General features: G+C 72.1%; 19 protein-coding genes. 15 read left to right on the top strand and 4 right to left on the bottom strand.

Annotated features, from left to right (window positions below; genetic code table 11):
- Positions 1-17: 17 nt before the first annotated feature.
- Positions 18-1,064, bottom strand: coding sequence for a LacI family DNA-binding transcriptional regulator (locus tag J0911_RS16195; RefSeq protein ID WP_207276497.1), 1,047 nt, complete (start codon positions 1,062-1,064; stop codon positions 18-20).
- A 304-nt stretch (positions 1,065-1,368) separates the two neighbouring features.
- Here J0911_RS16195 and J0911_RS16190 point away from each other — a divergent pair, with 304 nt between their 5' ends.
- Both J0911_RS16190 and J0911_RS16185 read left to right on the top strand, forming a co-directional pair.
- Positions 1,369-3,627, top strand: coding sequence for a discoidin domain-containing protein (locus J0911_RS16190; RefSeq protein ID WP_207276496.1), 2,259 nt, complete (start codon positions 1,369-1,371; stop codon positions 3,625-3,627).
- Positions 3,628-3,745: 118 nt separating this feature from the next.
- Positions 3,746-5,092, top strand: a complete 1,347-nt coding sequence (locus J0911_RS16185) for a DUF1996 domain-containing protein (RefSeq protein ID WP_207276495.1) — start codon at positions 3,746-3,748, stop codon at positions 5,090-5,092.
- A 169-nt stretch (positions 5,093-5,261) separates the two neighbouring features.
- On the opposite strand, the gene J0911_RS16180 is transcribed toward J0911_RS16185, so the two are convergent.
- Complete coding sequence (locus tag J0911_RS16180; RefSeq protein ID WP_207276494.1) at positions 5,262-5,891, bottom strand: TetR/AcrR family transcriptional regulator; 630 nt, start codon at positions 5,889-5,891, stop codon at positions 5,262-5,264.
- A 179-nt stretch (positions 5,892-6,070) separates the two neighbouring features.
- On the opposite strand from J0911_RS16180, the gene J0911_RS16175 reads away from it, so the two are divergent.
- The 6 genes from J0911_RS16175 (at position 6,071) to J0911_RS16150 (ending at position 13,670) form a co-directional block, all read left to right on the top strand.
- The gene (locus tag J0911_RS16175) at positions 6,071-7,762 is read left to right on the top strand and encodes an ABC transporter substrate-binding protein (protein ID WP_307865123.1); all 1,692 of its coding nucleotides are present in this window, start codon (positions 6,071-6,073) and stop codon (positions 7,760-7,762) included.
- 96 nt (positions 7,763-7,858) lie between these two features.
- On the top strand, positions 7,859-8,704 hold the full coding sequence (locus J0911_RS16170) for an ABC transporter ATP-binding protein (RefSeq protein ID WP_207276492.1): 846 nt from the start codon (positions 7,859-7,861) through the stop codon (positions 8,702-8,704).
- On the top strand, positions 8,701-9,513 hold the full coding sequence (locus tag J0911_RS16165; RefSeq protein ID WP_207276491.1) for an ABC transporter ATP-binding protein: 813 nt from the start codon (positions 8,701-8,703) through the stop codon (positions 9,511-9,513). Before J0911_RS16170 ends, J0911_RS16165 begins: the two co-directional genes overlap by 4 nt.
- A complete protein-coding gene (locus J0911_RS16160; protein ID WP_207276490.1) occupies positions 9,510-10,493 on the top strand; it encodes an ABC transporter permease in 984 nt (327 codons plus the stop codon). The genes J0911_RS16165 and J0911_RS16160 overlap by 4 nt, the downstream gene beginning before the upstream one ends.
- A 1-nt stretch (position 10,494) precedes the next feature.
- Positions 10,495-11,373 carry an ABC transporter permease gene (locus tag J0911_RS16155; RefSeq protein ID WP_207276489.1) on the top strand — a complete coding sequence of 293 codons (879 nt, stop codon included), beginning with the start codon at positions 10,495-10,497 and terminating at the stop codon, positions 11,371-11,373.
- Entirely contained in the window at positions 11,370-13,670 is a 2,301-nt protein-coding gene (locus J0911_RS16150) for an exo-beta-d-1,3/1,6-glucosidase (protein ID WP_307865122.1), read from the top strand. The genes J0911_RS16155 and J0911_RS16150 overlap by 4 nt, the downstream gene beginning before the upstream one ends.
- A gap of 113 nt (positions 13,671-13,783) precedes the next feature.
- Here J0911_RS16150 and J0911_RS16145 read toward each other — a convergent pair whose 3' ends face one another.
- A complete protein-coding gene (locus tag J0911_RS16145; protein ID WP_207276488.1) occupies positions 13,784-14,797 on the bottom strand; it encodes a DUF2332 domain-containing protein in 1,014 nt (337 codons plus the stop codon).
- A 185-nt stretch (positions 14,798-14,982) separates the two neighbouring features.
- Positions 14,983-15,453, bottom strand: coding sequence for a PPOX class F420-dependent oxidoreductase (locus tag J0911_RS16140; protein ID WP_207276487.1), 471 nt, complete (start codon positions 15,451-15,453; stop codon positions 14,983-14,985).
- A 248-nt stretch (positions 15,454-15,701) separates the two neighbouring features.
- On the opposite strand from J0911_RS16140, the gene aspS reads away from it, so the two are divergent.
- The 7 genes from aspS (at position 15,702) to J0911_RS16110 (ending at position 23,506) form a co-directional block, all read left to right on the top strand.
- Positions 15,702-17,504, top strand: coding sequence for an aspartate--tRNA ligase (gene aspS, locus J0911_RS16135; protein ID WP_207276486.1), 1,803 nt, complete (start codon positions 15,702-15,704; stop codon positions 17,502-17,504).
- Positions 17,501-18,394, top strand: coding sequence for a GNAT family N-acetyltransferase (locus J0911_RS21195; protein WP_207276485.1), 894 nt, complete (start codon positions 17,501-17,503; stop codon positions 18,392-18,394). The genes aspS and J0911_RS21195 overlap by 4 nt, the downstream gene beginning before the upstream one ends.
- 184 nt (positions 18,395-18,578) lie before the next feature.
- Positions 18,579-19,130 (top strand): DUF4190 domain-containing protein, encoded by a 552-nt coding sequence (locus J0911_RS16125; RefSeq protein ID WP_207276484.1) that lies wholly within the window; start codon positions 18,579-18,581, stop codon positions 19,128-19,130.
- Positions 19,131-19,275: 145 nt separating this feature from the next.
- A complete protein-coding gene (locus J0911_RS16120; protein WP_207276483.1) occupies positions 19,276-19,791 on the top strand; it encodes a DUF4190 domain-containing protein in 516 nt (171 codons plus the stop codon).
- Between the two features lie 139 nt (positions 19,792-19,930).
- On the top strand, positions 19,931-21,388 hold the full coding sequence (locus tag J0911_RS16115; protein ID WP_207276482.1) for an FAD-dependent oxidoreductase: 1,458 nt from the start codon (positions 19,931-19,933) through the stop codon (positions 21,386-21,388).
- Positions 21,324-21,734 carry a phosphotransferase gene (locus J0911_RS21325; protein ID WP_372434889.1) on the top strand — a complete coding sequence of 137 codons (411 nt, stop codon included), beginning with the start codon at positions 21,324-21,326 and terminating at the stop codon, positions 21,732-21,734. The genes J0911_RS16115 and J0911_RS21325 overlap by 65 nt, the downstream gene beginning before the upstream one ends.
- A gap of 104 nt (positions 21,735-21,838) precedes the next feature.
- Positions 21,839-23,506 carry an ABC-F family ATP-binding cassette domain-containing protein gene (locus J0911_RS16110; RefSeq protein WP_207276481.1) on the top strand — a complete coding sequence of 556 codons (1,668 nt, stop codon included), beginning with the start codon at positions 21,839-21,841 and terminating at the stop codon, positions 23,504-23,506.
- Positions 23,507-23,509 lie beyond the last annotated feature (3 nt).

Here is a 23,509-nt window from a genome sequence, read left to right as displayed (position 1 = left end):
CGCGGCGCGGTGGCGTCTCAGGCCGAGTCGCGGAGCACCAGTTCGGGATCGAAGACGACCGAGCGGGGCGGAAGCCCCGGGTCCTCGATCCGCTCGACGAGCAGGTCCGCCATGGTGGCGGCCATCTCCTCGGCAGGCTGGCGCACCGTGGTCAGGTGTGGTCTCGTCTGCGTGGCGACCGGGCTGTCGTCGAAGCCGACCACGGCGACGTCGTCGGGCACTCGTCGGCCGTGCGTGCGCAGCGCGTGGAGTGCTCCCTGCGCCATGAGGTCGTTCCCGGCGAAGACGCCGTCGATCCCGGGCACCTCGGCCAGAAGCCGCTCGGTCGCGGCCTCCCCGCCGGCGAAGGTGAAGTCGTCGGCGGCACCCGGCACGTACGCGTGGCCGTGCCGCGCGGCGCGGTCGCGGAAGCCGTCGGCGCGGTCACGTGCGGCGGGGACGTCGAGCGGCCCGCTCACGAGCCCCAGCGACGTGCAGCCCCGTGCGACGAGGTGTTCGGCCGCCAGGCGACCGCCGTCGGAGTTCGCGAGATCGACATAGCTCACGGGCACTGGCCGTGCCGGGCGCGAGAACATCACGACGGGCCGGCCCGCCTCGACCAGGCGGCCGGGCAGGGGGTCGTCGCCGTGCGTGGACACGAGCAGCGTGCCGTCGACGTTGCCGAGACGCAGGTAGTTCACGGCCTGGTCCTCGGCCTCGGGGGTGTCGGCGAACAGCAGGACGGGATGCACGTCGTGGCGCCGCAGCGCCCGGACGAAACCACCCACCACCCGGCCGAAGAACGGGTCCGACAGGGCGCGCGACGGGTCGGCCTCCTCGCCCGGCCCGGCGGCGGAGCCGGACACGACGACCGCCGCCATCCCGGTACGCCGGGTCACGAGCGAACGCGCCGCGCGATTGGGGACGTAGCCCGTCTCCGCGACCGCTGCCAGCACCGTCTCCTGGACGGCCGCGGCGACCTTGCGTTTGCCGTTGATGACGCGTGAGACCGTGGCGCGGGAGACGCCCGCCACCCGGGCGACGTCCTCGAGCGTGGGTACGGGTTGCCGTAGGTCCTCGGTCACGGCCCGACGATAACAGGGTGAGAGCGTTTGCCCAAGGAGCGAGCGAGGACGGTTCCGCGAGCCTGCCACACGATCGAGCGGCGTCACCGCCGACGATGTAAAGGCATTCAACGGCTGCAACCGACAACAAGACAAGATGCTGTCCGGACCCGTGGGCCCTTGACGCCGGCCCCGTCCCCGGCCAGACTCGACGGCGGTAAGAGCGCTCTCCCACTCTGTTCCGGCCGTGTCGATGCGGCCGGGCGACGGCTCAACGACGAACCAGAGCCCGTGCACGCCGCGGGCCGAAGGAGATGGAGCAACCATGACCATCCAACGCGCCGGCACTCGCGCCGGCGGACCCCGGGCACGAGCCGGCCGGCCGGCGGCGGTGCTGGCGACCCTCGTCGCGGCGGCGTTCCTCGTGCCGGCCGGTCCTGCCCAGGCCGCACCCGAACTGCTTTCCGAGGGGCGCCCGGCCCTCGCGTCCTCGGAGGAGAACCCGGACTACACGCCTGCGGGCGCCGCCGTCGACGGCGACGCGGCCACCCGCTGGTCGAGCGAGTTCAGCGACCCGCAGTGGCTGAGGGTCGATCTGGGGCGGACCGCGACCCTGGACCGGGTCGAGCTCGACTGGGAGTCGGCGTACTCGACGTCGTACTCCATCCAGGTCTCCGACGACGGCGCGGACTGGCGCACCCTCGCGTCGACCGATGCGGGCGACGGCGGCGACGACGTGGTCGAGGTGGAGGGAACCGGGCGCTACGTGCGGCTGCACTCGACCGCGCGGAACAGCGGCTACGGCGTCTCGCTGTGGGAGATGCGGGTCTTCGGCGTGGCCGGGAGCGACCCGGGAGGCCCAGGCGACCCGGGTGATCCGGGAGACCCGGGCGACCCGGACTTCGTCGACCCGGGACATCCGAACGTCCCGGTTCCGGGCTCCGGTCCGAGCCACGTCGAGGTGACCGGCGGGAACGGCGACTGGGACCTGACCGTGGACGGCCGGCCGTACACGGTGCGCGGCTTCACCTGGGGCCCGTCGTTCGACACGGCGGACCACTACCTGCCGATGCTCACGGCCACGAACGCCAACACCGTGCGGACCTGGGGCACGGGCGAGGACACGCGCGCGCTGCTGGACTCCGCGGCGGCGCACGACGTGCGGGTCGTGATGGGCTTCTGGCTGCTGCCCGGCGGCGGCCCGGGCTCCGGTGGCTGCATCGACTACCGGTCCGACGACGCCTACAAGTCCGAGGCGAAGGCCGACATCCTGCACTGGGTCGACGTCTACAAGGAGCACCCGGCCGTGCTGATGTGGAACATCGGCAACGAGTCGATCCTCGGGCTGCAGGACTGCTTCTCGGGTGCCGACCTGGAGGAGGTCCGGCATGCGTACGCGGCCTTCGTGAACGAGGTCAGCGTCGCCGTCCACGCCGCGGACCCGCACCACCCCACGACGAACACGGACGCCTGGACCGGGGCGTGGGCCTACATCGCCGAGAGCGCACCCGACCTGGACCTGCTCTCGGTGAACTCCTACGGCGACGTGTGCAACATCCGCGCCGCCTGGGAATCCGGCGGCTACGACCGCCCCTACCTGCTGACCGAGGGCGGCGCGGCCGGTGAGTGGGAGGTGCCCGACGACGCCAACGGCGTGCCTGCCGAACCCTCGGACCTGGAGAAGGCGGACGCCTACGTGAACTCCTGGCAGTGCCTGCGCGAGCACGACGGTGTCGCCCTCGGGGCCACGTTCTTCCACTTCGGTATCGAGGGCGACTTCGGCGGCGTCTGGTTCAACGTCATCCCGGGGGACAACAGGCGGCTGGGCTACTACTCGATCGCGCGCACCTGGGGCGTGGACGTCTCGGCCCGGAACACCCCGCCCGAGATCACCGCCATGGACGTGGCGGATGCCGGGTCCGTCGAGGCGGGCGACCAGTTCACGGTGTCCGTCGACATGACCGATCCCGACGGGGACGACATCACGCCGGTGGTCATGCTGAACAGCAAGTACGTCAACGGCGCGGGCGGGATCGCGGCCGCGGAGTTCACCGAGACCTCCCCGGGCACCTACCGGGTGACGGCACCGGACACGCTCGGCGTCTGGAAGGTCTACGTGTTCGCCGAGGATGGCCAGGGCAACGTCGGCGTGGAGACGCGGTCGTTCCGCGTGGTGGCGCCGCACGTCGACGGCGAGAACATCGCGCTGGGCGCGGAGGCGTCGGCGTCGTCGTTCGACCCGTACAACGGGAACTTCACGCCCGGTCAGGCCGTCGACGGCGACACGACGACGCGCTGGGCGAGCGAGTGGGGCCCGTCGGCCTGGTTCCAGGTGGACCTGGGATCGGTGCGGTCGTTCCAGCACCTCCAGCTCGTCTGGGAGACGGCCTACGGCGCGGCCTACGACGTGCAGGTGTCCGACGACGGTGCCTCCTGGACCACGATCCGTTCGGTGACCGGAGGCGACGGGGGAGTGGACGACCTCGACGTCTCCGGCACGGGCCGGTACGTGCGCCTGAACCTCACCGAGCGCGGCACCGAGTGGGGCTACTCCCTCTACGAGCTGGGCGTCTACCAGAACTGAGCGCCGCTGGGTCCGGAACGGGACCGGGACCCGCCCGGACCGACCGGGCCCTACCCGGGGCCGTACGAAGCACTGCTCCATCCACCACTCCATCGCAACGACGCACGGAGGAGAAACCATGAGATCACGTGTCAGAAGAACCCTCGCCGGGGCCGCCGTCGGCTCCCTGATCGCGGGCGCCGCCGTCGCGGCGGCCGGCACCGGTGCGTCCGCGGAGCCGGGCACCCTGCTCTCGCAGGGCGGCCTCACCGCCGCGTCCAGCTCGGAGGCCGCCAACCTGGGGCCGCGCTTCGCCGTCGACGGCGACCCCGCCACGCGCTGGGCCAGTGAGCCGTCCGACGACGAGTGGCTGAGGGTCGACCTCGGCGCGTCGTACGCGCTGGACCGGATCGACCTGGACTGGGAGGCCGCGTACGCGACGGACTTCACGCTGCAGGTCTCCCAGGACGGCACCACCTGGACGACGGTCGCCGACGTCACGGACGGTGCCGGCGGCGACCAGTCGTTCCCCGTCACCGCCACGGGCCGCTACGTCCAGCTCGTCGCGAGCGAGCGCGCGACGCACTACGGCTACTCGCTGTGGGAGTTCCAGGTCTTCGGCGACGGCGAGCCGGCCGACCCCGGCGACCCGCCGGAGTACCCCGACGACGAGGTCACCCACCACGAGTTCCAGGCGAACTGCACCTTCTCGCACTTCGGCGCGGACGACCCGATCGTCTTCCCCGGACAGCCCGGCGCGTCCCACCTGCACACGTTCATCGGCAACCGCTCCACGGACGCGTTCACGACGCCGGACAGCCTGGACGCGAACCCGGCCACGTCGTGCACGGTGCCGCACGACCGGTCGGCGTACTGGTACCCGGCCCTCACCGAGGGCGGTGAGCCCGTCGCACCGGACATCCCGATGACGGTGTACTACAAGTCGGGGATCGACGACTACACGCGGGTGGTGCCGTTCCCCGAGGGGCTGCGGTTCGTGGCCGGCGACATGATGGCGACGCCGGACGAGTTCCGGGACGCTCCCGGCGCGGTCGAGGGCTGGGAGTGCGGCGACAGCGCCCACAACTGGTCGATCCCCGACCACTGCGCCCCGGGCACCGAGCTGAACATCCGGTACCAGGCGCCGAGCTGCTGGGACGGCGAGCGCCTCTACGCGGACGGTTCGGCTCACATGGCGTACCCGGTGGCCGGTCAGTGCCCGATGAGCCACCCGGTGGCGGTGCCGATGCTGGAGTTCAAGATCGCGTGGCCCGTGGACGGTGATCTGACCGACGTGGCGCTGGTCAGCGGGTCCGACCAGTCGTGGCACTACGACTTCGTGAACGCCTGGGACCCGGAGGTGCTGCGCCGCCTGGTGGAGCACTGCATCAACGGTGGACTCCAGTGCGACCCGCGGGGCTACGACCTGTACAAGCCGCACCGGGGCGCGGTCATGGACGAGGACTACGAACTGATCGATCCGTGACCTGACCCGGTCCGGTCCGTCCGTGACGGACCGGCGGGCGTGACACGGCAGGTCCGGCCTCCGGCGGCTGGACCTGCCGTGTCCGTGCCGCCGCGGGGCGGGACGGTGGTCGGCCCGGCCTCACGGTCGTGTCGGCGTCGGGACGTGCTCGGCGCGCGTCGTGCCCGGCTCAGAGGGCCTCGCGGGGGTCCAGGACCTGGGCCACGATCGCCTCGATCGCGAAGGCGCTCGACTCGGCGAGATCGACCTGTTCCGGATCCAGGAGCCACTGGACCTGGAGGCCGTCCATCACGGCGAGGATCGAGGCGGCCGCCCGGTCGACGGTGGCGGGCTCGTCGATGCCCCGTTCGGCGCAGACGGCGCGGAACGCCTCACCGACCTCGCGGCGCAGCGTGCGGTAGCGCTCCACGAACCAGTCCCTGGCCGGGTGCCCCTCCGTGACCGACTCCGCCGAGAGCACGACGTACGCCTGCACGAGCCCGGCACGGCGGGCGTTGAGCAGGGCGGTCCGGACGAGGTGCCGGAACAGGTCGACGCCGCCGGGGATGTGCTGGCCCTCCAGGTCCTTGACGTCACTCTCGTCGCGGTAGCGCAGCACCTCGAGCAGGAGCTGGTCCTTGGACCCGAAGTGGTGCAGGACGCCGGCGTGGGTCATTCCGACCTGGTCCGCGATCTCGGTCAGCGGGCCCTTGTTGTACCCGCGTGCGCCGAAGGTCGTCATGGCCGCCTCGAGGATCCGCTCTCGCCGGGCGAGGGTCTCCGGCCGTGAGCGTCGGGGCTGTCGCGTCGTGGAGTTCATCGCGGGTCGTTCACACCTTTGTCCTGGGCTGTCTGTCCTGCGGCGTCGTGGTGCGTCGAGTGTAAGCGGTGCACCGGTCCCGGCGATCGTGACGACACCGTGACCCCAGCATTTCACAATGTTACTTACAGCGTAGTAAGTTAAGCGCCGACAGCAACTCGATGACGAGGAGTACGAAGGTGACACCGACGTCCCGTGCGAGGCGCAGCGCCTCACGCTCCGTCGCGGTAGCAGCCGCGACACTGGCCGCAACACTCCTGCTCAGCGCTTGCGCGGGCGGCACCGGCGGGGACGACGAGTCCGTCGCCCCCGGTGACGGCTCGCTCACGATCGCGAAGCCCGACGGCGCGATCACGACAGAATCCAACAATCCCTGGGTGGGCGACTCGTCGGCGCTCACGCTCGGGTACGTCAACGCGATCCTCGAGCCCCTCGCGTTCGTCAACATGGTGAACCCGTCCGACGAGGTCCGTCCCTGGCTCGCCTCCGAGCTCGAGTGGAACGAGGACTACACCGCCCTGACCGTCACCGCGCGCGACGGCGTGACGTGGAACGACGGCGAGGAGTTCGGTGCGGACGACATCGCCTTCACGTTCGGTCTGCTCAAGGAGAAGCCCGAGCTGGACACCGCCGCGCTCGGCATCGAGGAGGTCACCACGGACGGCGACCAGGTGACGATCACGTTCGCCGGTTCGATGTACGCCAAGCAGGACAAGGTCCTGCACCGGCACATCGTCCCGGAGCACGTGTGGGCCGACGTCGAGGACCCGACCACCTACGAGAACCCCGAGCCGGTCGGCACCGGCCCCTACACGCTGACCGAGTTCACCACGCAGTCGGTCGAGCTGTCGGCCCGGGACGACTACTGGGGCGGCGCACCGGCCGTGCCGACGCTCTACTACGTGTCGTACAACGACAACACCGCCCTGACCACAGCCCTGGCCAACGGCGAGGCGGACTGGGCACAGGCCTTCATCCCCAACGTGCAGTCGGCCTACGTCGACAAGGACGAGGACAACGTCTACTGGGCGGCCACGGGCCTCGGCATCGACGCGATGTTCGTCAACACCACCGAGAAGCCGTTCGACGACGTCGCCTTCCGCCAGGCGATGAACATGGTGATCGACCGCGACAAGCACGCCGAGATCGCGCGCGAGGGCGGCGTGCCGGCCCTCACGTCCGTGACCGGTCTCCCGAGCCCGGCCGGCGACGAGTTCGTGGCCCCGCAGTACGCGGGCCAGACCTACGAGGTCGACGTCGAGGCCGCGAAGGCGGTCCTCGAGGAGGCCGGCTACACGGGCGTGGGGGACGCACTGGTCGACCCCGACGGCGAGCCCGTCGAGTTCGAGCTCAGCGTCCCGCAGGGCTGGAGCGACTACGTCACCGGCATCAGCCTGATCTCCGACGCCGCGAAGGAGCTCGGCGTCACCACCACCCTGGACACCCCCGACGCCGACTCCTGGTGGGCGGCGAAGACTGAGGGCGACTTCCAGGCCATCCTGCACTGGACCGACACGGGCGCCACGCCCTACGACCTGTACAGCGACGCCATGGACGGCCGCTGGCTGAAGCCGGTCGGTGAGGCCGCGGACTACAACTTCGGCCGCTTCGACAGCCCGGAGGCCACCGACGCGCTCGACGCCTACCTGACCGCTACGGACGACACCGCCCGTGCCGAGGCGCTGGCACAGGTCCAGGAGATCTTCGTCGAGGAGGTCCCGATCATGCCGGTCGGCAACCGCCCGTTCATCGGGGAGTACAACACGCGCAGCTACGTCGGCTGGCCCGGTGAGGACGACCCCTACACCAGCCCCGACCCGACGCAGCCCTCGGCAGTGCTGATCCTGACCTCGCTCGAGGCCAGGAGCTGACCCTCATCCCGATCCCGCCCGGCGTCGTGGGCGCTGCCGAGACAGCGGTACCGCCCACGACGCCAGGGCGTCGCGGACGCAGACAGGAGAAAGTGCGTGAACCGTGATCCCGTGCTGAGCGTGTCCGGGCTCAGCGTGACCTACGACGTCGACCCGCCGGTCGAGGCCGTGCGCGACGTCTCCCTGACCGTCGGCCAGGGCGAGGTGCTCGGTCTCGCGGGCGAGTCGGGCTGCGGCAAGTCCACCCTCGCGTACGCCGTGCAGCGGCTGCTGCGGCCCCCGGCCGAGATCACCGGGGGCGAGGTCGTCCTGCACGACGTCGGCGGCTCCGACGTCGACCTCACCGTGCTCCCCGCGGCCGAGATGGACCGGCTGCGCTGGGACCAGATCGCCATGGTGTTCCAGGGCGCGATGAACTCGCTCAACCCCGTGCTCTCCGTGGGAGACCAGCTCGCGGACGTGTTCACGAGGCACCGGCCCGCCATGCGCCGCGCGGAACGGACCGAGACGTGCGGCGCGCTGCTCGAGATGGTCGGGGTCGGCGCGAACCGGCTGCGGTCCTACCCCCACGAGCTCTCCGGCGGCATGCGGCAGCGCGTCATGATCGCGATGGCGCTCGCGCTGCGTCCGCGCCTGCTCATCATGGACGAGCCCACGACGGCGCTCGACGTGCTGGTACAGCGGGAGATCCTGCAGGAGATCTCGCGCCTGCGCGAGGAGCTCGGGTTCTCCGTCGTGTTCATCACGCACGACCTGCCGCTCCTGCTCGAGATCAGCGACCGCATCGCGGTCATGCGCGCGGGCCGGGTGGTCGAGACCGCCCCGGCGGCGGACCTCTACCGCCACCCGCAGCACGAGTACACGAAGCGTCTGCTGGGCTCGTTCCCGAGCCTGACGGGTGAGCGCGGCGACTTCGTCCGGAAGGGAGGGGTGACGGTATGACCACCCTCGAACTGGCCGGACTCACCAAGCGCTACCGCGTGCGCGGAGCCGGCCACATGCTCGCCCTCGACGACGTCGACCTGTCGATCACGTCCGGCCGGACCGTCGCCCTCGTCGGCCAGAGCGGCAGCGGAAAGTCCACCATCGCGAGGATCATCACGCAGCTGGAACGGGAGACCTCGGGCCAGGTGCTGCTGGACGGCGTCCCGATCCCGCGCCGCGGCAAGGCGCTGCGCTCCTACCGCCAGCAGGTGCGGATGGTCTTCCAGGACCCGTTCGCCTCCCTGAACCCGTACCACACGGTGCACCACCACATCGCCAGGCCCCTGCTGCTCGACCGCGTGGTGCCCCGCGACCAGGTCGACGCCGAGGTCGCACGACTCCTGGACCGCGTCCGGCTGGATCCCGAACTCGCCTCCCGCCGGCCGCACGAGCTGTCCGGCGGGCAGCGCCAGCGCATCGCCATCGCGCGGGCGCTCGCCTCCCGGCCCGCGCTGCTGGTGGCCGACGAGCCCGTCTCGATGCTCGACGTGTCGATCCGCCTCGGTGTGCTCAACCTGCTGGCCGAGCTCCAGGAGGCCGACGGGCTCGGCGTCCTGTACATCACCCACGACCTGGCCACCGCCCGCCACTTCAGCGACGAGATCGTCGTGCTGCACCACGGACGGGTGGTGGAACGCGGCCCGGCCGACGACGTCATCCTCACCCCGCAGCACGAGTACACGCGCGCACTCCGGGACGCCTCGCCGGACCCGGAGCGGCACTTCGGCGGCGGCCGCGAACCCGAGACCACCGGGAGCCGCTCATGAGACTCCTCCTGCGCCGCGCGGCGTTCTACCTGTTCACCGCCTGGGCCGCGATCACCATCAACTTCTTCCTGCCCCGGATGCTCAAGGGCGACCCCGTGAGCGCCTACCTGCAGAAGAACCAGGGGCGCATCAGCCCCGAGGCGGCCGACGCACTGCGCACCCTGTTCGGCCTCGACACCGGCAAGTCGCTCGCCGAGCAGTACGTGGACTACTGGGCCCTGCTGTTCAGCGGCGACCTGGGCCGCTCGTTCTCCCACGGCCTCGCCCCGGTCACCGAGGTCATCGGCGCCGCCCTGCCCTGGACGGTCGGGCTCGTCGGTATCGCGACCGTGCTCAGCTTTCTGCTCGGTACCACGCTGGGCACGCTGGTCGGCTGGTTCCGCGGGGGCCGTGGCGACGTCATCGTGCCCGTCGCCACGTTCTTCTCCGCCGTCCCGTACTTCTGGATGGGCCTCATCGCCATCGCGGTGTTCGCCACCGGTCTCGGGTGGTTCCCGGCGTCGCACGCCTACGGGAAGGGCACCAGCCCCGAGCTGAGCGCGCAGTTCATCGGCGAGGTGATCGCGCACGGCACCCTCCCGGCCCTCACCGTCGTGCTCGCCTCGCTCGGCGGCTGGGTGCTGGGCATGCGGAACATGATGATCACCGTCCTCGACGAGGACTACGTGACGGTGGCCCAGGCCAAGGGGCTGAGCCGGCGCCGCGTCGTGTTCGCCTACGCGGCCCGGAACGCGGTGCTGCCGCAGCTGTCGAGCTTCGCCCTCGCCCTCGGCTTCATCGTGGGCGGCACGCTCGTCATGGAGCTCGTGTTCTCCTATCCCGGCGTGGGCAAGCTGCTGCTCGACGCCACCACGGCCAAGGACTACCCGCTGATGCAAGGGCTGTTCCTGGTCATCACGTTGACGGTGCTCGTCGCCAACCTGTGCGCCGACGTCGCCTACGCCGCGCTCGACCCGCGCACCCGGCAGGGGGAGTCCTGACATGCTGACCAACCGCAAGTCCGTCACGGGCCTCGTCGTCCTGGGCCTGTTCGCGCTGCTGGCCGCGCTGGCCGACGTCGTCGCACCGTACGGCCCCCTGGAGAAGGACTACACGGCGCTCAAACAGCCGCCGTCGGCCACCCACTGGCTCGGGACCACCCACCTGGGCGAGGACATCTTCAGCCAGATCGCCTACGGCACCCGCGGCGTGCTGCTCGTCGGCCTGACCGCCGGCGTGCTCGCCACCGTGGTCGCGGTGGTCGTCGGCGTGAGCGCCGGGTTCCTCGGCGGCTGGCGCGGCGAGTCCCTGTCGGCCCTGTCCAACGTGTTCCTCGTGCTGCCCGCGCTGCCGCTGATGATCATCGTCGCCTCGCAGTACGACGACCCGAGCCTGTTCCTCGTGGCCGCCGTTCTGGCGATCACCGGCTGGGCGTGGGGCGCGCGCGTGCTCCGCGCGCAGACGATGTCCCTGCGGAGCAGGGACTTCGTGCAGGCGGCCCGCGCCAACGGTGAGCCGCTGTGGCGGATCATCACCGTGGAGATGCTGCCCAACCTGACCGCGGTGATCGCCTCCAGCTTCGTCGGTACGGTCACCGCCGCGGTGCTGGGCCTGACCACGCTCGCGTTCATCGGCGTCATCCCGATCACCAACCTGAACTGGGGCACGATCCTCTACTGGGCCCAGCAGAACGGCGCGTTCCCCGACTTCTGGTGGTGGTACGTCCCCGCGGGCCTCGCGATCGCGCTGCTCGGAGCCGCGCTCAGCCTGATCAGCTTCGGCATCGACGAGTACGTCAACCCTCGCCTGCGCTCGGCCGGCGAACGTGCCCGCTCCAGGAAGCGGCTGCAGAAGAAGCGAACGAAGAGGAGTCCTGCGTGACCAGCGTCATCGACCTGCCCTATCTCGACACCGCCCTGACCGTCGCCGAGCGGGTCGAGGACCTGATCGCCCGCATGACGCCCGAGGAGAAGGTCGGGCAGATGCTGCAGCTCGACGCGCGGGACGACCTCGCCGACCATGTGCTGCGGCGGCAGGCCGGCTCCATCCTGCACGCCTCGCCCGAACGGGTCCGTGCGGCGCACGAGCTGACCGACCGTACGCGGCTGCGGATCCCGCTCCTGGTCGCCGAGGACTGCATCCACGGCCACTCCTTCTTCGAGGGGGCCACGATCTTCCCCACCCAGCTCGGCATGGCCGCCACCTGGGACCCCGGGCTCGTCGAGCGGGTGGCACGGGTCACCGCCGTGGAGGTGAGCGCCACCGGCATCCACTGGACCTTCTCGCCGGTGCTGTGCATCGCCCGTGACCTGCGCTGGGGACGCGTGAACGAGACGTTCGGCGAGGACCCGCACCTGATCGGCGAGCTGGCCTCGGCGGCGGTACGGGGCTACCAGGGCGACGGCCTGACCGATCCGACGGCGATCCTCGCCGCGGCCAAGCACTTCGCCGGATACTCCGAGACGCAGGGCGGCCGGGACGCGTCGGAGGCCGACCTCTCGCGGCGGAAGCTGCGCGCCTGGCACCTGCCGCCGTTCGAGCGCGTCGCCCGTGAGGGCTGCCGCACCTTCATGCTCGGGTACCAGACCATCGACGGCGTGCCCATCACGGTCAACGACTGGTTGCTGTCCGACGTCCTGCGCGGCGAGTGGGGCTACACCGGCACCCTCGTCACCGACTGGGACAACGTGGGCCGCATGGTCTGGGAGCAGAAGGTGCAGCCCGACCTCACCGCCGCGGCCACGGCCGCCGTCCGCGCCGGGAACGACATGGTGATGACCACGCCCGGGTTCTTCGAGGGCGCGCTCGCCGCCATCGAGGAGGGCCACCTGATGCCGGCGGACCTCGACGAGGCCGTCCGGCGCATCCTCACCCTGAAGTTCGAGCTGGGCCTGTTCGAGGACCGGCGCCGGCCCGCGCCCGAGCGCATCGAGGCCGTCGTGGGAGCCGCCGAGCACACCGCCCTGAACCTGGAGGTCGCCCGCCGGTCACTCGTGCTGCTGCGCAACGACGGCACCCTGCCGCTGCCGACGGGCACGACGACGGCGGACACTCCCACCCGGGAGACGGCCGGTGGGAACGCTCCCGCGCGCCGCATCGCCGTCGTCGGCCCCCTCGCGGACGACGCCCAGGGCCAGCTCGGCGACTGGGCCGGCAACTCCGGGCAGGCCGGCTGGATCCCCGACGGGCACCCGCGCCACCTCATCAGCACGGTGCTGGACGGGCTCCGGTCGGAGACGCCCGACGACTGGGAGGTCACGTACGCACGGGGCGCGGAGATCCTCGAACTCGCCCCCGACCCCGAGGGCGACACGTTCCCCGACGGTCAGCCGCGCCCGCCGGTCGTCACGCCCGCGCCCGTGGACGAGGCGCAGCTCGCCGAGGCGGTCGCCGCCGCGCGCGACGCGGACTACGTGGTCGCCGTCGTGGGCGATCACATCGAACTCATCGGCGAGGGCCGGTCCACCGCCACCCTCGAACTGCTGGGGGGTCAGCGTGCCCTGCTCGAAGCGGTCGCCGCGACCGGCACGCCGCTGATCGTGGTGCTCCTGGCGTCCAAGCCGCAGGTGCTGCCGCCCGTGGTCGACGAGGCCGCCGCGCTGGTCTGGGCGGCGAATCCCGGCATGCGGGGCGGGCAGGCGCTCGCGGAGCTGCTGCTCGGCGAGATCGAGCCGTCCGGGCGGCTGCCCATCTCGTTCGCCCGGCACGTCGGGCAGCAGCCCACGTACTACAACCAGGTACGGGGCCAGCACGGCGACCGGTACGCGGACCTCACGCAGCGGCCCGCGTACGCGTTCGGCGAGGGGCTCGGCTACACCACGACCGAGTACGACGGTCTGCGCGTGGCCGAGCCCCGGGTGAGGGCGGACGGCGTGGTGCGGGCGACGGTGACGGTCCGGAACACCGGCCCGCGACCGGCGCTCGAGACCGTCCAGGTGTACGTCAGCGACCTCGTCACGTCGGCGAGCTGGGCGGACCAGGAGCTCAAGGCGTTCCGTCAGGTGACGGTGGCTCCGGGCGAGGAGACCGTCGTGGACCTGGAGTTGGCGGCGGCGGACTGCACGATCGTCGACGCGGCGGGAGCGCGCGTCGTCGAGCCGGGCGACTTCGAGCTGCGCGTCGGCCGCTCGTCCAGGCGCGAGGACCAGCTCTCGGCGAGGTTCACGGTCGTGGGCTGATCGTGCTGCCCCGAGCCGCCGGGGGCGATCCGGGACCGTCCTCGGCGGTGGGTCGCTCCCGCCCACGTGCTCGGCCGGCATGAACGGCTCGTACCAGGCGGCGCCCGCCGGGTTCAGCCGAACCAGCGCATCGAGCGGCCGTGGGGATGCGACCAGGCGACGGCGCGCCCGTCCACCGCGAGGGCAAGGGTCTTGGTGTCCGGCGGCTCGGGCGCGCCGTCGAGCACGCTGGGGACGACGTTCAGGCCCTCGTTGCTCACCCAGCGGCAGGCGCCGTCGGCGACCAGGCGGCGCATCATCGTGTCGAAGCGCGCGCGGTCCTCTGCCGGCAGATACGCGACGACGGCGCTGTGGAACACCACGACCTCGCCGTGCCGGGACGCGTCGGCGACCATGAGGGGCAGGTCCGCGAGGATGTCACCCTGCTCCAGGTGCGGTGGTTCGGCCCGGGCGATCTCGATCGCGTGACGCAGGCGGTCGCGGCGGTCGTCGTGCTCGGGCCAGACGAGGATCTCCAGCCAGGCCATCTGGTCCTTGTCGCGTACGTCCAGCGGGTTCAGGTCGAGCCCGCCGCGCCAGGTGATCTCCGGCAGGGCGGTCGGGAGTGCGAGGTCCCCGGTGACCGGGCACGCGAGCCGGGGTTCCGGGCCGAGGACCGCGGCGCGGGTGGTCCGTGCCGTCCGCGTGCCGGGGGCCGTCCAGTCGTACCCCCAGCGGTCCGGGTAGAGGCACAGTCCCGCACTCGCTCCCGCCTCGACGAGCGCGAGCGGCCGGCGCCCGGCCTCGATCGCCAGCCGGGCGAAGACGGGGGTGAGGGTCGCGAGCCTGCCGGCCTCGTTGGTCTGGGTCGAGCGCTCCAGGATCGTGGCGCGGATCGTGCCGTCGTCGTCGAGCAGCGCCGAGCGCAGCGCCTCGTACGGGCCCGGCGCCGTGACGCCGTGGAAGCGGGCGGCCGCGAACACCAGGTTGGGCTGCTTCTTGATTCCGGGCAGGGCCGAGATCCAGGCGAGGACCTCCTCGTCCGCGGCCACGGCGTACGCCCACTGCTCGAAGCAGGGGGACGCGGAGGCGGCGGCGTACTCGGCGAACTCGGTGTACTGGGCGGCGACGTCGGCGTACAGATCCAATGCGGTCTCCTACGGCTCGGCCGGTGCGAATGGTCGCTGTCTCGTGGTGCTCGGGCGCCGATGGCGGTGTTCGTGCAGCCTAACGCCGTGCCGCGGGTCCTCAGCGCGTGGCGAGGGCGCGCCGCCGAGGTCGCTGCGGTCCACCCGCGCCTCCCGGCCTCCTGTCGCGACAGCCGGCTGCCGTGTCAGACGTCCGCGAGGCGGGCCGGGAAGCCCCCGGTGGCGACCGGGCCCCAGCGGTCGATGGTGAGGCGGACGAGGGACTTGCCCTGCTTCACCATGGCGTCGCGGTACTCGTCCCAGTCCGGGTGCTCCTTGCCGGCCGCGACGCGGAAGTACTCGACGAGCGGCTCCACGGACTCGGGGACGTCCAGCACCTCGGCGGTGCCGTCCACCTGTACCCAGGCGTCGCCGAAGTCGTCGCCGAGGGCGAGGAAGGATGCCTCGGGCCGTCGCCGCAGGTTCGCCACCTTGGCCCGGTCGGGGTAGGTGGAGACGACGACGCGTCCCTCACCGTCCACTCCGAACGTGACGGGCGACAGCTGGGGCCGGCCGTCGGCGCGAGTGGTGACGAGGACGCCGTTGTGCCGGGCGCGGAGCACCTCGAGGAGCTCCTCACGGCTGACCCTGGTGTTCGTGGCGATGGTGCGAGGCATGGGTGCAGCGTACGTCGCGGGTGTGTCCGACCGAACGTCGCTCGGCCCGTCGCGGGACCCGCCGGCGCCGGGTGTCGGCCGGTCACCGCCGGGACACCGGTGCGCCCGGGCAAAACGAGAGGCTCCGTGTCGTCCGCAGCGACTAGACTCGCCTTCGCGTGGGCGCGAGTACGCCCGGGCCGCCGTCGGACGCCGTGCAGTACCGGGGCGTCGACGCCATACATCTCCTGGACGAAAGGACTTCCTCCGTGCTCCGCACTCACACGGCCGGCTCACTGCGGGCCGAGCACATCGCATCGACCGTCACCCTCACGGGCTGGGTCGATCGCCGTCGTGATCACGGGGGAGTGGCCTTCATCGACCTGCGGGACGCGTCCGGCATCGCCCAGGTCGTCATCCGCGACGAGGAGGTGGCGCACCCGCTCCGCTCCGAGTACGTGCTGCAGGTGACCGGCGAGGTCGCGCAGCGCCCGGAGGGCAACACGAACCCGAACCTCGCCACCGGTGAGATCGAGGTGATCGCGAGCGAGGTCGTCACCCTCAACGAGTCGGCGCCGCTGCCCTTCCAGGTCTCGACGGCGATCGCGGACTCGGAGCAGATCGGCGAGGAGGCGCGTCTCAGGCACCGCTACCTCGACATGCGCCGCCCGGCGCAGGCGCACGCCCTGAAGCTGCGCTCCGAGCTCAGCCGCGCCGCGCGCCGTGTGCTGGAGGCCCACGACTTCACCGAGGTCGAGACCCCGACCCTGACGCGGTCCACGCCGGAGGGCGCGCGCGACTTCCTCGTCCCCGCGCGCCTGGCGCCCGGCTCCTGGTACGCGCTGCCGCAGTCGCCGCAGCTGTTCAAGCAGCTCCTCATGGTCGGCGGGCTGGAGCGGTACTACCAGATCGCGCGCTGCTACCGCGACGAGGACTTCCGTGCCGACCGGCAGCCGGAGTTCACGCAGCTCGACGTCGAGATGAGCTTCGTGGACCAGGACGACGTCATCGCGCTGACCGAGGAGCTCCTCGCGGAGATCTGGAAGCTCGTCGACGTCGAGGTGCCGCGCCCGATCGAGCGCATCACCTACGCCGAGGCCATGCGCCTGTACGGCACGGACAAGCCGGACCTGCGGTTCGCCAACCCGATCGTGGAGCTCACCGACTACTTCCGGGCCACGCCGTTCCGGGTCTTCCAGGCCGAGTACGTGGGCGCCGTCGTCATGAAGGGCGGAGCGGGCCAGCCGCGCCGACAGTTCGACGCCTGGCAGGAGTGGGCCAAGCAGCGCGGCGCCAAGGGCCTGGCGTACGTGACGTTCAGCGACGAGGGGGAGCTTGGGGGGCCCGTCGCGAAGAACCTGTCGGACACGGAGCGCGAGCACCTCGCGAAGGTCACCGGCGCCGAGCCGGGCGACGCCGTGTTCTTCGCGGCGGGCAAGACCGCCGCCTCCCGCGGGCTGCTGGGCGCGGCCCGCCTGGAGATCGCGAAGAAGACGGGCGAGCTGGACGAGAACGCGTGGTCGTTCGTGTGGGTGGTCGACGCGCCGCTGTTCAAGCCGGCCGGCGAGGACGACGACATCGACGTCGGCCACTCCGCCTGGACCGCCGTGCACCACGCGTTCACGTCGCCCAAGCCGGAGTGGCTCGACCGGTTCGAGCAGGACCCGGGCGGCGCGCTCGCCTACGCGTACGACATCGTGTGCAACGGCAACGAGATCGGTGGCGGGTCGATCCGTATCCACCGTCGCGACGTGCAGGAGCGCGTGTTCGACGTCATGGGCATCGGCCCGGAGGAGGCCCAGGAGAAGTTCGGCTTCCTGCTGGAGGCGTTCAAGTTCGGCGCCCCGCCGCACGGTGGCATCGCGTTCGGCTGGGACCGAATCGCCGGCCTGCTGGCGGGCGTCCCGTCGATCCGCGACGTCATCGCGTTCCCGAAGTCGGGCGGCGGCTACGACCCGCTGACCGACGCGCCCGCGCCGATCACGCCCGAGCAGCGCAAGGAAGCCGGCGTGGACGCCGTGCCCGAGCCCCGTGAGGGAGCCACGGCGCAGCCGGTCGCCACCGTCAGGTGACGACGCCGTCCGGCGGTGGTCGTGGCGGAGCCGAACGACTCCACCACGACCGCCTCCTGGGTGACGGCCTCGCGCACCCCTTCCTGCGGTCGCTCGACAGTGGCCTGCCCGTGGTGGGGTGCTGGACCGAGGCGGGACGGGTGCCGTTCCCGGGCGACGGGCTGGAGCACGCCGTCGGCCCCCGGACCGAGGCCACCGCTTCCCGCGACGGGACGGACGGCCACCGGGGCGACCCCGGGACGCCCGCGGTGCTCGAGCTGGGCGGGCCCTCCGGCGGCTCCGTCCTGGCCGCGGTGGGTGAGCCCGCCCGGCTGGCGGTGGTCCTCCGGCTCGCGCTCGACGACCTGGCCGGTGCTCCCCACGCCGTCACGGTCACCCGGGGGACCGGTGACTGCGTCCGCCGGACGCTCGACGCCCGAGGGCTCGTGAAGGTCAGCGAGTGGGATCGCCTGGCGACCACCCAGGCGCCGCACCTCCCTCCCGGAGCGCTCGTCGAACGTCTCGACCCGAGCCGCGACCGCGACGACATCGCGGACCTGCTCGCCGTCGCGAGTCCCACCACGGAGCACGGCGCCGACCAACCAGGGCACACGTGGTACGGGGTTCGCGACGCCGACGGCACACTCTCCGCGGTCGGTGCGTCCCTGCTCCGCACGGGGCCCGACGGGTCCTTCGCCCACCTCGGCGGCATCGCGACCCGGCCCGCACGGCGCGGCCGGGGCCTCGCCACGGCCGTGACCGCCCGGCTCACGGCCGACGGCATCGCCGAGCACGGTCTCACCACGCTCGGCATGTATGCCGACAACGCAGCAGCCCGCACCGTGTACGAGCGGCTGGGGTTCCGCGTGATCCACCGGGTCGAGACCTGGCGGCGCGGCGCGGGGTCCTGACCTGGCACGTCGGGTCCTGACTCCGCCCGGGCGCCGGCCCGGGACCGGGCCCGAGGCCGGTCGTCGTCGGTGCCGCGCCCCTGAGGGGCGCCCGGCGAAACGCCGGATGCCCCGCCGGGCAGAGTGCCCTGCTCGTGATTAGTGTCGTCAGTGCCGGAACACTGCGAGCGAGAGGCTGTCGCGCATGTCGACCAACGAACCGGGAGCACAGAACCCGTACGACCCGCCGTCCGGCGGCAACGAGCCGGACCCGTCGCGAGGGCGGCCGGGCGGGTCGCCGCCGCCGGAAGATACCGGAGGCGCCACCCACCGACAGGGGTCGTCGCCGTCCCCGGGGCCGGAGCAGCCGTCGCCGTACGCCTCGGGCGGAGTGCCGTCGTCGGCGTATCCGCCGCCGGCGCCCGGGATGCAGTACCCGGGACAGCCGTACCCGAAGAACGGCCTGGGCGTGTGGTCGCTCGTCCTCGGCATCCTCAGCTTCTTCCTCTGCCCGATCATCGCGAGCATCGCCGCGATCGTCACGGGACACATGTCACGGCGTGCGGCACGCGAGGGGCAGGCGGACAACGGCGGCCTCGGACTCGCAGGCCTCATCCTGGGCTGGGCCTCGCTGATCCTCTCGGTCGCCGCCATCATCATCTTCGTCGTGGCGTTCGGTGCCGCGATGAACGACCCGGCCTTCCAGGACTTCCTCAACGACCCGTCCAGCTGGTCCACGATGAACTCCGACTACTGACCCGCAGCACCCGGACGCGTCGGGCTGCGCCCGACGCCGAGGTCGCGTCGGTGCCCCGAAAACTTCGACCGCGTCCGGTCCAGTTCGGTAGGGTTCAGACTGCTTCACACGGATACTTCTGACTCTGAAAGAGAGCACCGCAACGATGTCGACGAACACCCCCGACGGCCCGCCGTCCCCGTACGACCCGTCGGGGAGCGGGCAGCAGCCGTCGCCGTACGAGCCCGGCCGCGCACCTCAGCAGCCGGCGTCGCCCTACCAGCAGCCGGGGCAGACGCCGCAGCCGGCGTCCCCCTACCAGCAGTCACCCTACGGGCAGCAGCCGGGTGCGACGCCGTACCCCGCCGCTCCCGGCTACCCCGCACAGTACGGGGGCCAGCCGTTCCCCAAGAACGATCTGGGCGTGTGGTCGCTCGTCCTCGGCATCGTCAGCATCGTGATGTGCGGGTTCTTCGCCGGCATCCCCGCGATCATCGTCGGCAACAAGGCGCGCCAGGCCGTCCGCAACGGCGAGGCGGACAACGACGGCATGGCGCTCGCCGGCATCATCACCGGCTGGATCGGTACGGCGATCAGCATCCTCGTCGTCGTCTTCTACACGATCATCATCGTGATCGGCGTCAGCGGCGGGTTCGACTCCTCCTCGTCCTACTCGTACTGAGGCCAGGACGGCGCCGCGATGTCGACGTCGAGGCGGGGTGGTCCGGCTCCGTCCCCGGCCGGGCGTCCGGCACCGCCGTACGGCCGGCCGGTGAGTTCGAGCCCTTTCGCTGCCGCCCGTAACCAGGCACGATGTCGTCATGACCACTGATGCGGACGTCGTCGTCGTCGGGGCGGGGCCGACCGGGCTCCTGCTGGCGGGAGATCTCGCCGCCGCCGGGGTGCGTACCGTGCTCGTCGAGCGGCGACCCCGGCGGATCAGCAACCTGTCGAGGGCTTTCGCCGTGCATGCGCGCGCCCTGGAGCAGTTCGACGCACGCGCGATCGCCGAACCGGTCGTCGCCGCGGGCCAGGTGATCCAGGACCTGCGGCTGCTGAACCGGTTCGCGCTCGACCTGAGCGTCCTGCCCAGCCGCTTCCCGCAGGTCGTGGTCGTGCCGCAGTACGAGGTGGAGAGGGTGCTCCTGGAGCGCGCCGAGGGCGCGGGCGTCCGGTTCGTCCACGACACCGAGTTCGTCGGCATCGCCCAGGACGCCGACGGCGTCACCGTGCGCGTCACCGGACCGGACGGCGACGGGAGGCTGCGCGCCGGCTACGTCGTGGGCTGTGACGGGCATCGTTCCGCCGTCCGTGACGCCGTCGGGCTGCCGTTCCCCGGCAAAGCCGTGATCAGGTCGATGCTCCTGGCCGACGTCCGGCTGGCGGAGCCGCCGTCGGACGTCCTCACGGTCGCCGTCCGGGACGAGTCGTTCTGCTTCATCGCACCGTTCGGTGACGGCTACCACCGTGTCATCGGCTGGCGGTACGGCCGTGACGTCCCCGAGGACACGCCGCTCGACCTGGACGAGGTGCGCGAGACCATGCGTGCGGCCTTCGGCACCGACTTCGGCATGATCGACGCCCGCTGGACGTCGCGCTTCCACTCGGACGAGCGGCAGGCGCCGCACTACCGCGTGGGCCGGGTGTTCGTCGCCGGTGATGCCGCCCACGTGCACTCGCCCGCCGGGGGTCAGGGCATGAACACGGGCCTGCAGGACGCTGCGAACCTGTCGTGGAAGCTCGCGCAGGCGGTGTCGGGGCAGGTGAGCGGCGAGGCCGCCGAAGCGCTCCTCGACTCCTACGAGTCCGAGCGCCATCCCGTGGGCACGATGGTGCTGCGTGCGAGCGGTGCGCTCGTCCGGGCCGCGCGCGGCAAGGGTGTCGTCTCGCGCGCGCTGGGCGTCCTCGTCGTGGGCGTGATCGGGAATCTTCCACCGGCCCGGCGGCGCGCGATGGGCATGATCTCCGGCGTCGGGATCTCGTACGAGCGTCCCCGCGGCGCGCACCGGCTGGTCGGCCGCCGGGCACCGGACCTCCCGCTCGTCCCGGAGGAGTCCGGCGGCACGACGCGCCTCTACGAGGCGCTGCGGTCGGGCGGTTTCGTCGTCGTCCGCGGCGCGGACGACGGCGGGGCCGGCGCGGGTGCCGCCCCCGTGGACCCGCCGGCGCGAAGCCAGTACGCGAGGTGGGCGGAGGGCGCCGTCGAGGTGCGGCGTGCCGACGGCGAGCCGACCACCGTCCTTGTCCGGCCCGACGGGTACATCGCCTGGGCGGCGTGACTCCGGACGGACGCGGGACGGCCACGGTGCGGGCCCGGTGCCGCGTCTGCGCTCCCTGTTCGCGGCGCACGTCCCCGCGCTCGACCAGGTGACGACGCCGGTGCTGGTCCACTTCGACCTGTGGCCGGGCAACGTCCTGGTCGACGACGGCCGGCTTTCCGGCACATCGTGCCCGCCGGATTCCCCTCGATTTCACCCGCCGGACCGCCGGGGAGGAAAAAGGCTTGTGGCGCTCCCGTGGCTGTGGGAAGGTGCGGCCGTCCCGGCGGGCAGGTCCGCGTGTGAGGCGGGGCGAGCAGAAGGATCGAGAATGAGGACTTTTCCGGTAGTTGCCCACCTGCGCTGACGCCGTCTCTTTCCCTGTCCGCAACCACCGGCCGCTGACGGCCGGACGGAGCGGGCACGGGGGCACCGGTGCCGGCGTGTCACGCCAACCCGGGAGTTCTCACCTTGCCCTCTTTTGCCTCAGATCCTGCTGTCGTTCTCCATCACCTGTCCTTCGCCTGGCCCGACGGAAGCGCCGCGCTCCAGGGCGTCTCCGGTGCGTTCGGTCGTGGCCGCACCGGGCTGACCGGGCTCAACGGAGCGGGGAAGTCCACCCTGCTCCGGCTGATCGCCGGCGGTCTGCGCCCGTCGTCGGGATCCGTTGTCGTCTCGGGCACGGCGGACCACCTGCCGCAGCGGCTCACGCTCGACGTCGGTGCGACCGTGGCCGACCTCCTCGGAGTCCGTCCCGTCGTGGACGCCGTCCGCGCCATCGTCGGCGGCGACGTGCGCGCCGAACTGTTCGACGTCGTCGGCGACGACTGGGACGTCGCCGAACGGTCGGTCGCCGCGCTGTCGGCAGCCGGTCTTCCCGCCGATCTCGACCGGACCGTCGGCACGCTGTCCGGCGGTGAGGCGATGCTGACGGCCGTCGTCGGGCTGCGGCTGCGCGGGGCAGACGTCGCGCTGCTCGACGAGCCCACGAACAACCTCGACGGCGACGCCCGCGAGCGCCTCTACGACCTGGTGCGCGGCTGGCGCGGGGCGCTGGTCGTGGTGTCGCACGACCGGGCCCTGCTGGAGCTGATGGACGAGACGGCGGAGCTGCGGGCCGGGTCGCTGACGACGTTCGGCGGGCCGTACAGCGAGTATCGCGCCTGGCTGGACGTGCAGCAGGAGGCTGCCGAGCAGGCGTTGCGGACGGCGGAGCACACGTTGCGCCGGGAGCGGCGCCAGCGGATCGCGCTGGAGGAGAAGGTCGCGCACAGCGAGCGGCAGGCGCGGAAGGATCGGGCGAACCGCCGGTACGTCCCGGCGGTGATCCGGGAGCGGAAGAACAAGGCGGAGCGGTCACAGGGCACACGGCGTGGCCTGGCGGATGATCGGGTGGCCGAGGCGCGGGCGGCGGTGGACGCCGCGGAGCGGGCGGTTCGCGACGGCGACCGGATCGTCGTGGACCTGCCGGATCCGGATGTTCCGGCCGGTCGCCGGATCGCGGTGCTGACCGGCGCGGACGGCCGTGAGCACGTGCTCCAGGGCCCGGAGCGCGTCGCGCTGACCGGGCCGAACGGGGTGGGGAAGACGACGCTGCTGGAGCGTCTGTTGCCGGGGCGGGCGGCAGGTGCGGACGCCGCTGGTACGGGCGGCCGCAGCGGTGGCGCCGGGGCGTGCGACGGCTCGGACGCGACGCCGGTCGCGGCGTCGGGCAGGCTGTTGACGGATCGCGTGGGGTACCTGCCGCAGCGGATCGACGTCCTGGACGACGCGGCCACGGTGCTCGACGCAGTCCGGGCCGGGGCGCCGCAGGTGCCACCGGGGCAGCTGCGCAACCGGCTGGCGCGGTTCCTGGTGCGCGGTGCCGCGGTGCATCAGCCGGTGGGGACGCTGTCGGGCGGGGAGCGGTTCCGGGTGGCGCTCGCGCGGCTGCTGCTGGCGGATCCGCCGGCGCAGCTCCTGATCCTGGACGAGCCGACCAACAGCCTCGACATCGAGAGCACCGACCGTCTCGTGGAGGCGCTGGCGTCGTACCGGGGAGCGCTCTTGCTGGTGAGCCACGACCGGCCGTTCCTGGAACGCCTGGGCCCGGACCGCGAGCTCCGCCTGGATCGCGGGGGCGTGCTGACGGAGGCGTAGCCG

This window comes from Myceligenerans salitolerans, from assembly GCF_017349295.1.
GTDB lineage: Bacteria > Actinomycetota > Actinomycetes > Actinomycetales > Cellulomonadaceae > Myceligenerans > Myceligenerans salitolerans.
This window is presented reverse-complemented; position numbering and strand designations above follow the sequence as displayed.

What these genes read in the sequence shown, in the direction of transcription:
- J0911_RS16190 (WP_207276496.1), top strand. Translation starts at nt 1,369, where the DNA reads ATGACCATCCAACGCGCCGGCACTCGCGCCGGCGGACCCCGGGCACGA.
- J0911_RS16185 (WP_207276495.1), top strand. Translation starts at nt 3,746, where the DNA reads ATGAGATCACGTGTCAGAAGAACCCTCGCCGGGGCCGCCGTCGGCTCC.
- J0911_RS16180 (WP_207276494.1), bottom strand. Translation starts at nt 5,891, where the DNA reads ATGAACTCCACGACGCGACAGCCCCGACGCTCACGGCCGGAGACCCTC.
- J0911_RS16155 (WP_207276489.1), top strand. Translation starts at nt 10,495, where the DNA reads ATGCTGACCAACCGCAAGTCCGTCACGGGCCTCGTCGTCCTGGGCCTG.
- J0911_RS16120 (WP_207276483.1), top strand. Translation starts at nt 19,276, where the DNA reads ATGTCGACGAACACCCCCGACGGCCCGCCGTCCCCGTACGACCCGTCG.
- J0911_RS16125 (WP_207276484.1), top strand. Translation starts at nt 18,579, where the DNA reads ATGTCGACCAACGAACCGGGAGCACAGAACCCGTACGACCCGCCGTCC.
- J0911_RS16140 (WP_207276487.1), bottom strand. Translation starts at nt 15,453, where the DNA reads ATGCCTCGCACCATCGCCACGAACACCAGGGTCAGCCGTGAGGAGCTC.
- J0911_RS16160 (WP_207276490.1), top strand. Translation starts at nt 9,510, where the DNA reads ATGAGACTCCTCCTGCGCCGCGCGGCGTTCTACCTGTTCACCGCCTGG.
- J0911_RS16165 (WP_207276491.1), top strand. Translation starts at nt 8,701, where the DNA reads ATGACCACCCTCGAACTGGCCGGACTCACCAAGCGCTACCGCGTGCGC.
- J0911_RS16115 (WP_207276482.1), top strand. Translation starts at nt 19,931, where the DNA reads ATGACCACTGATGCGGACGTCGTCGTCGTCGGGGCGGGGCCGACCGGG.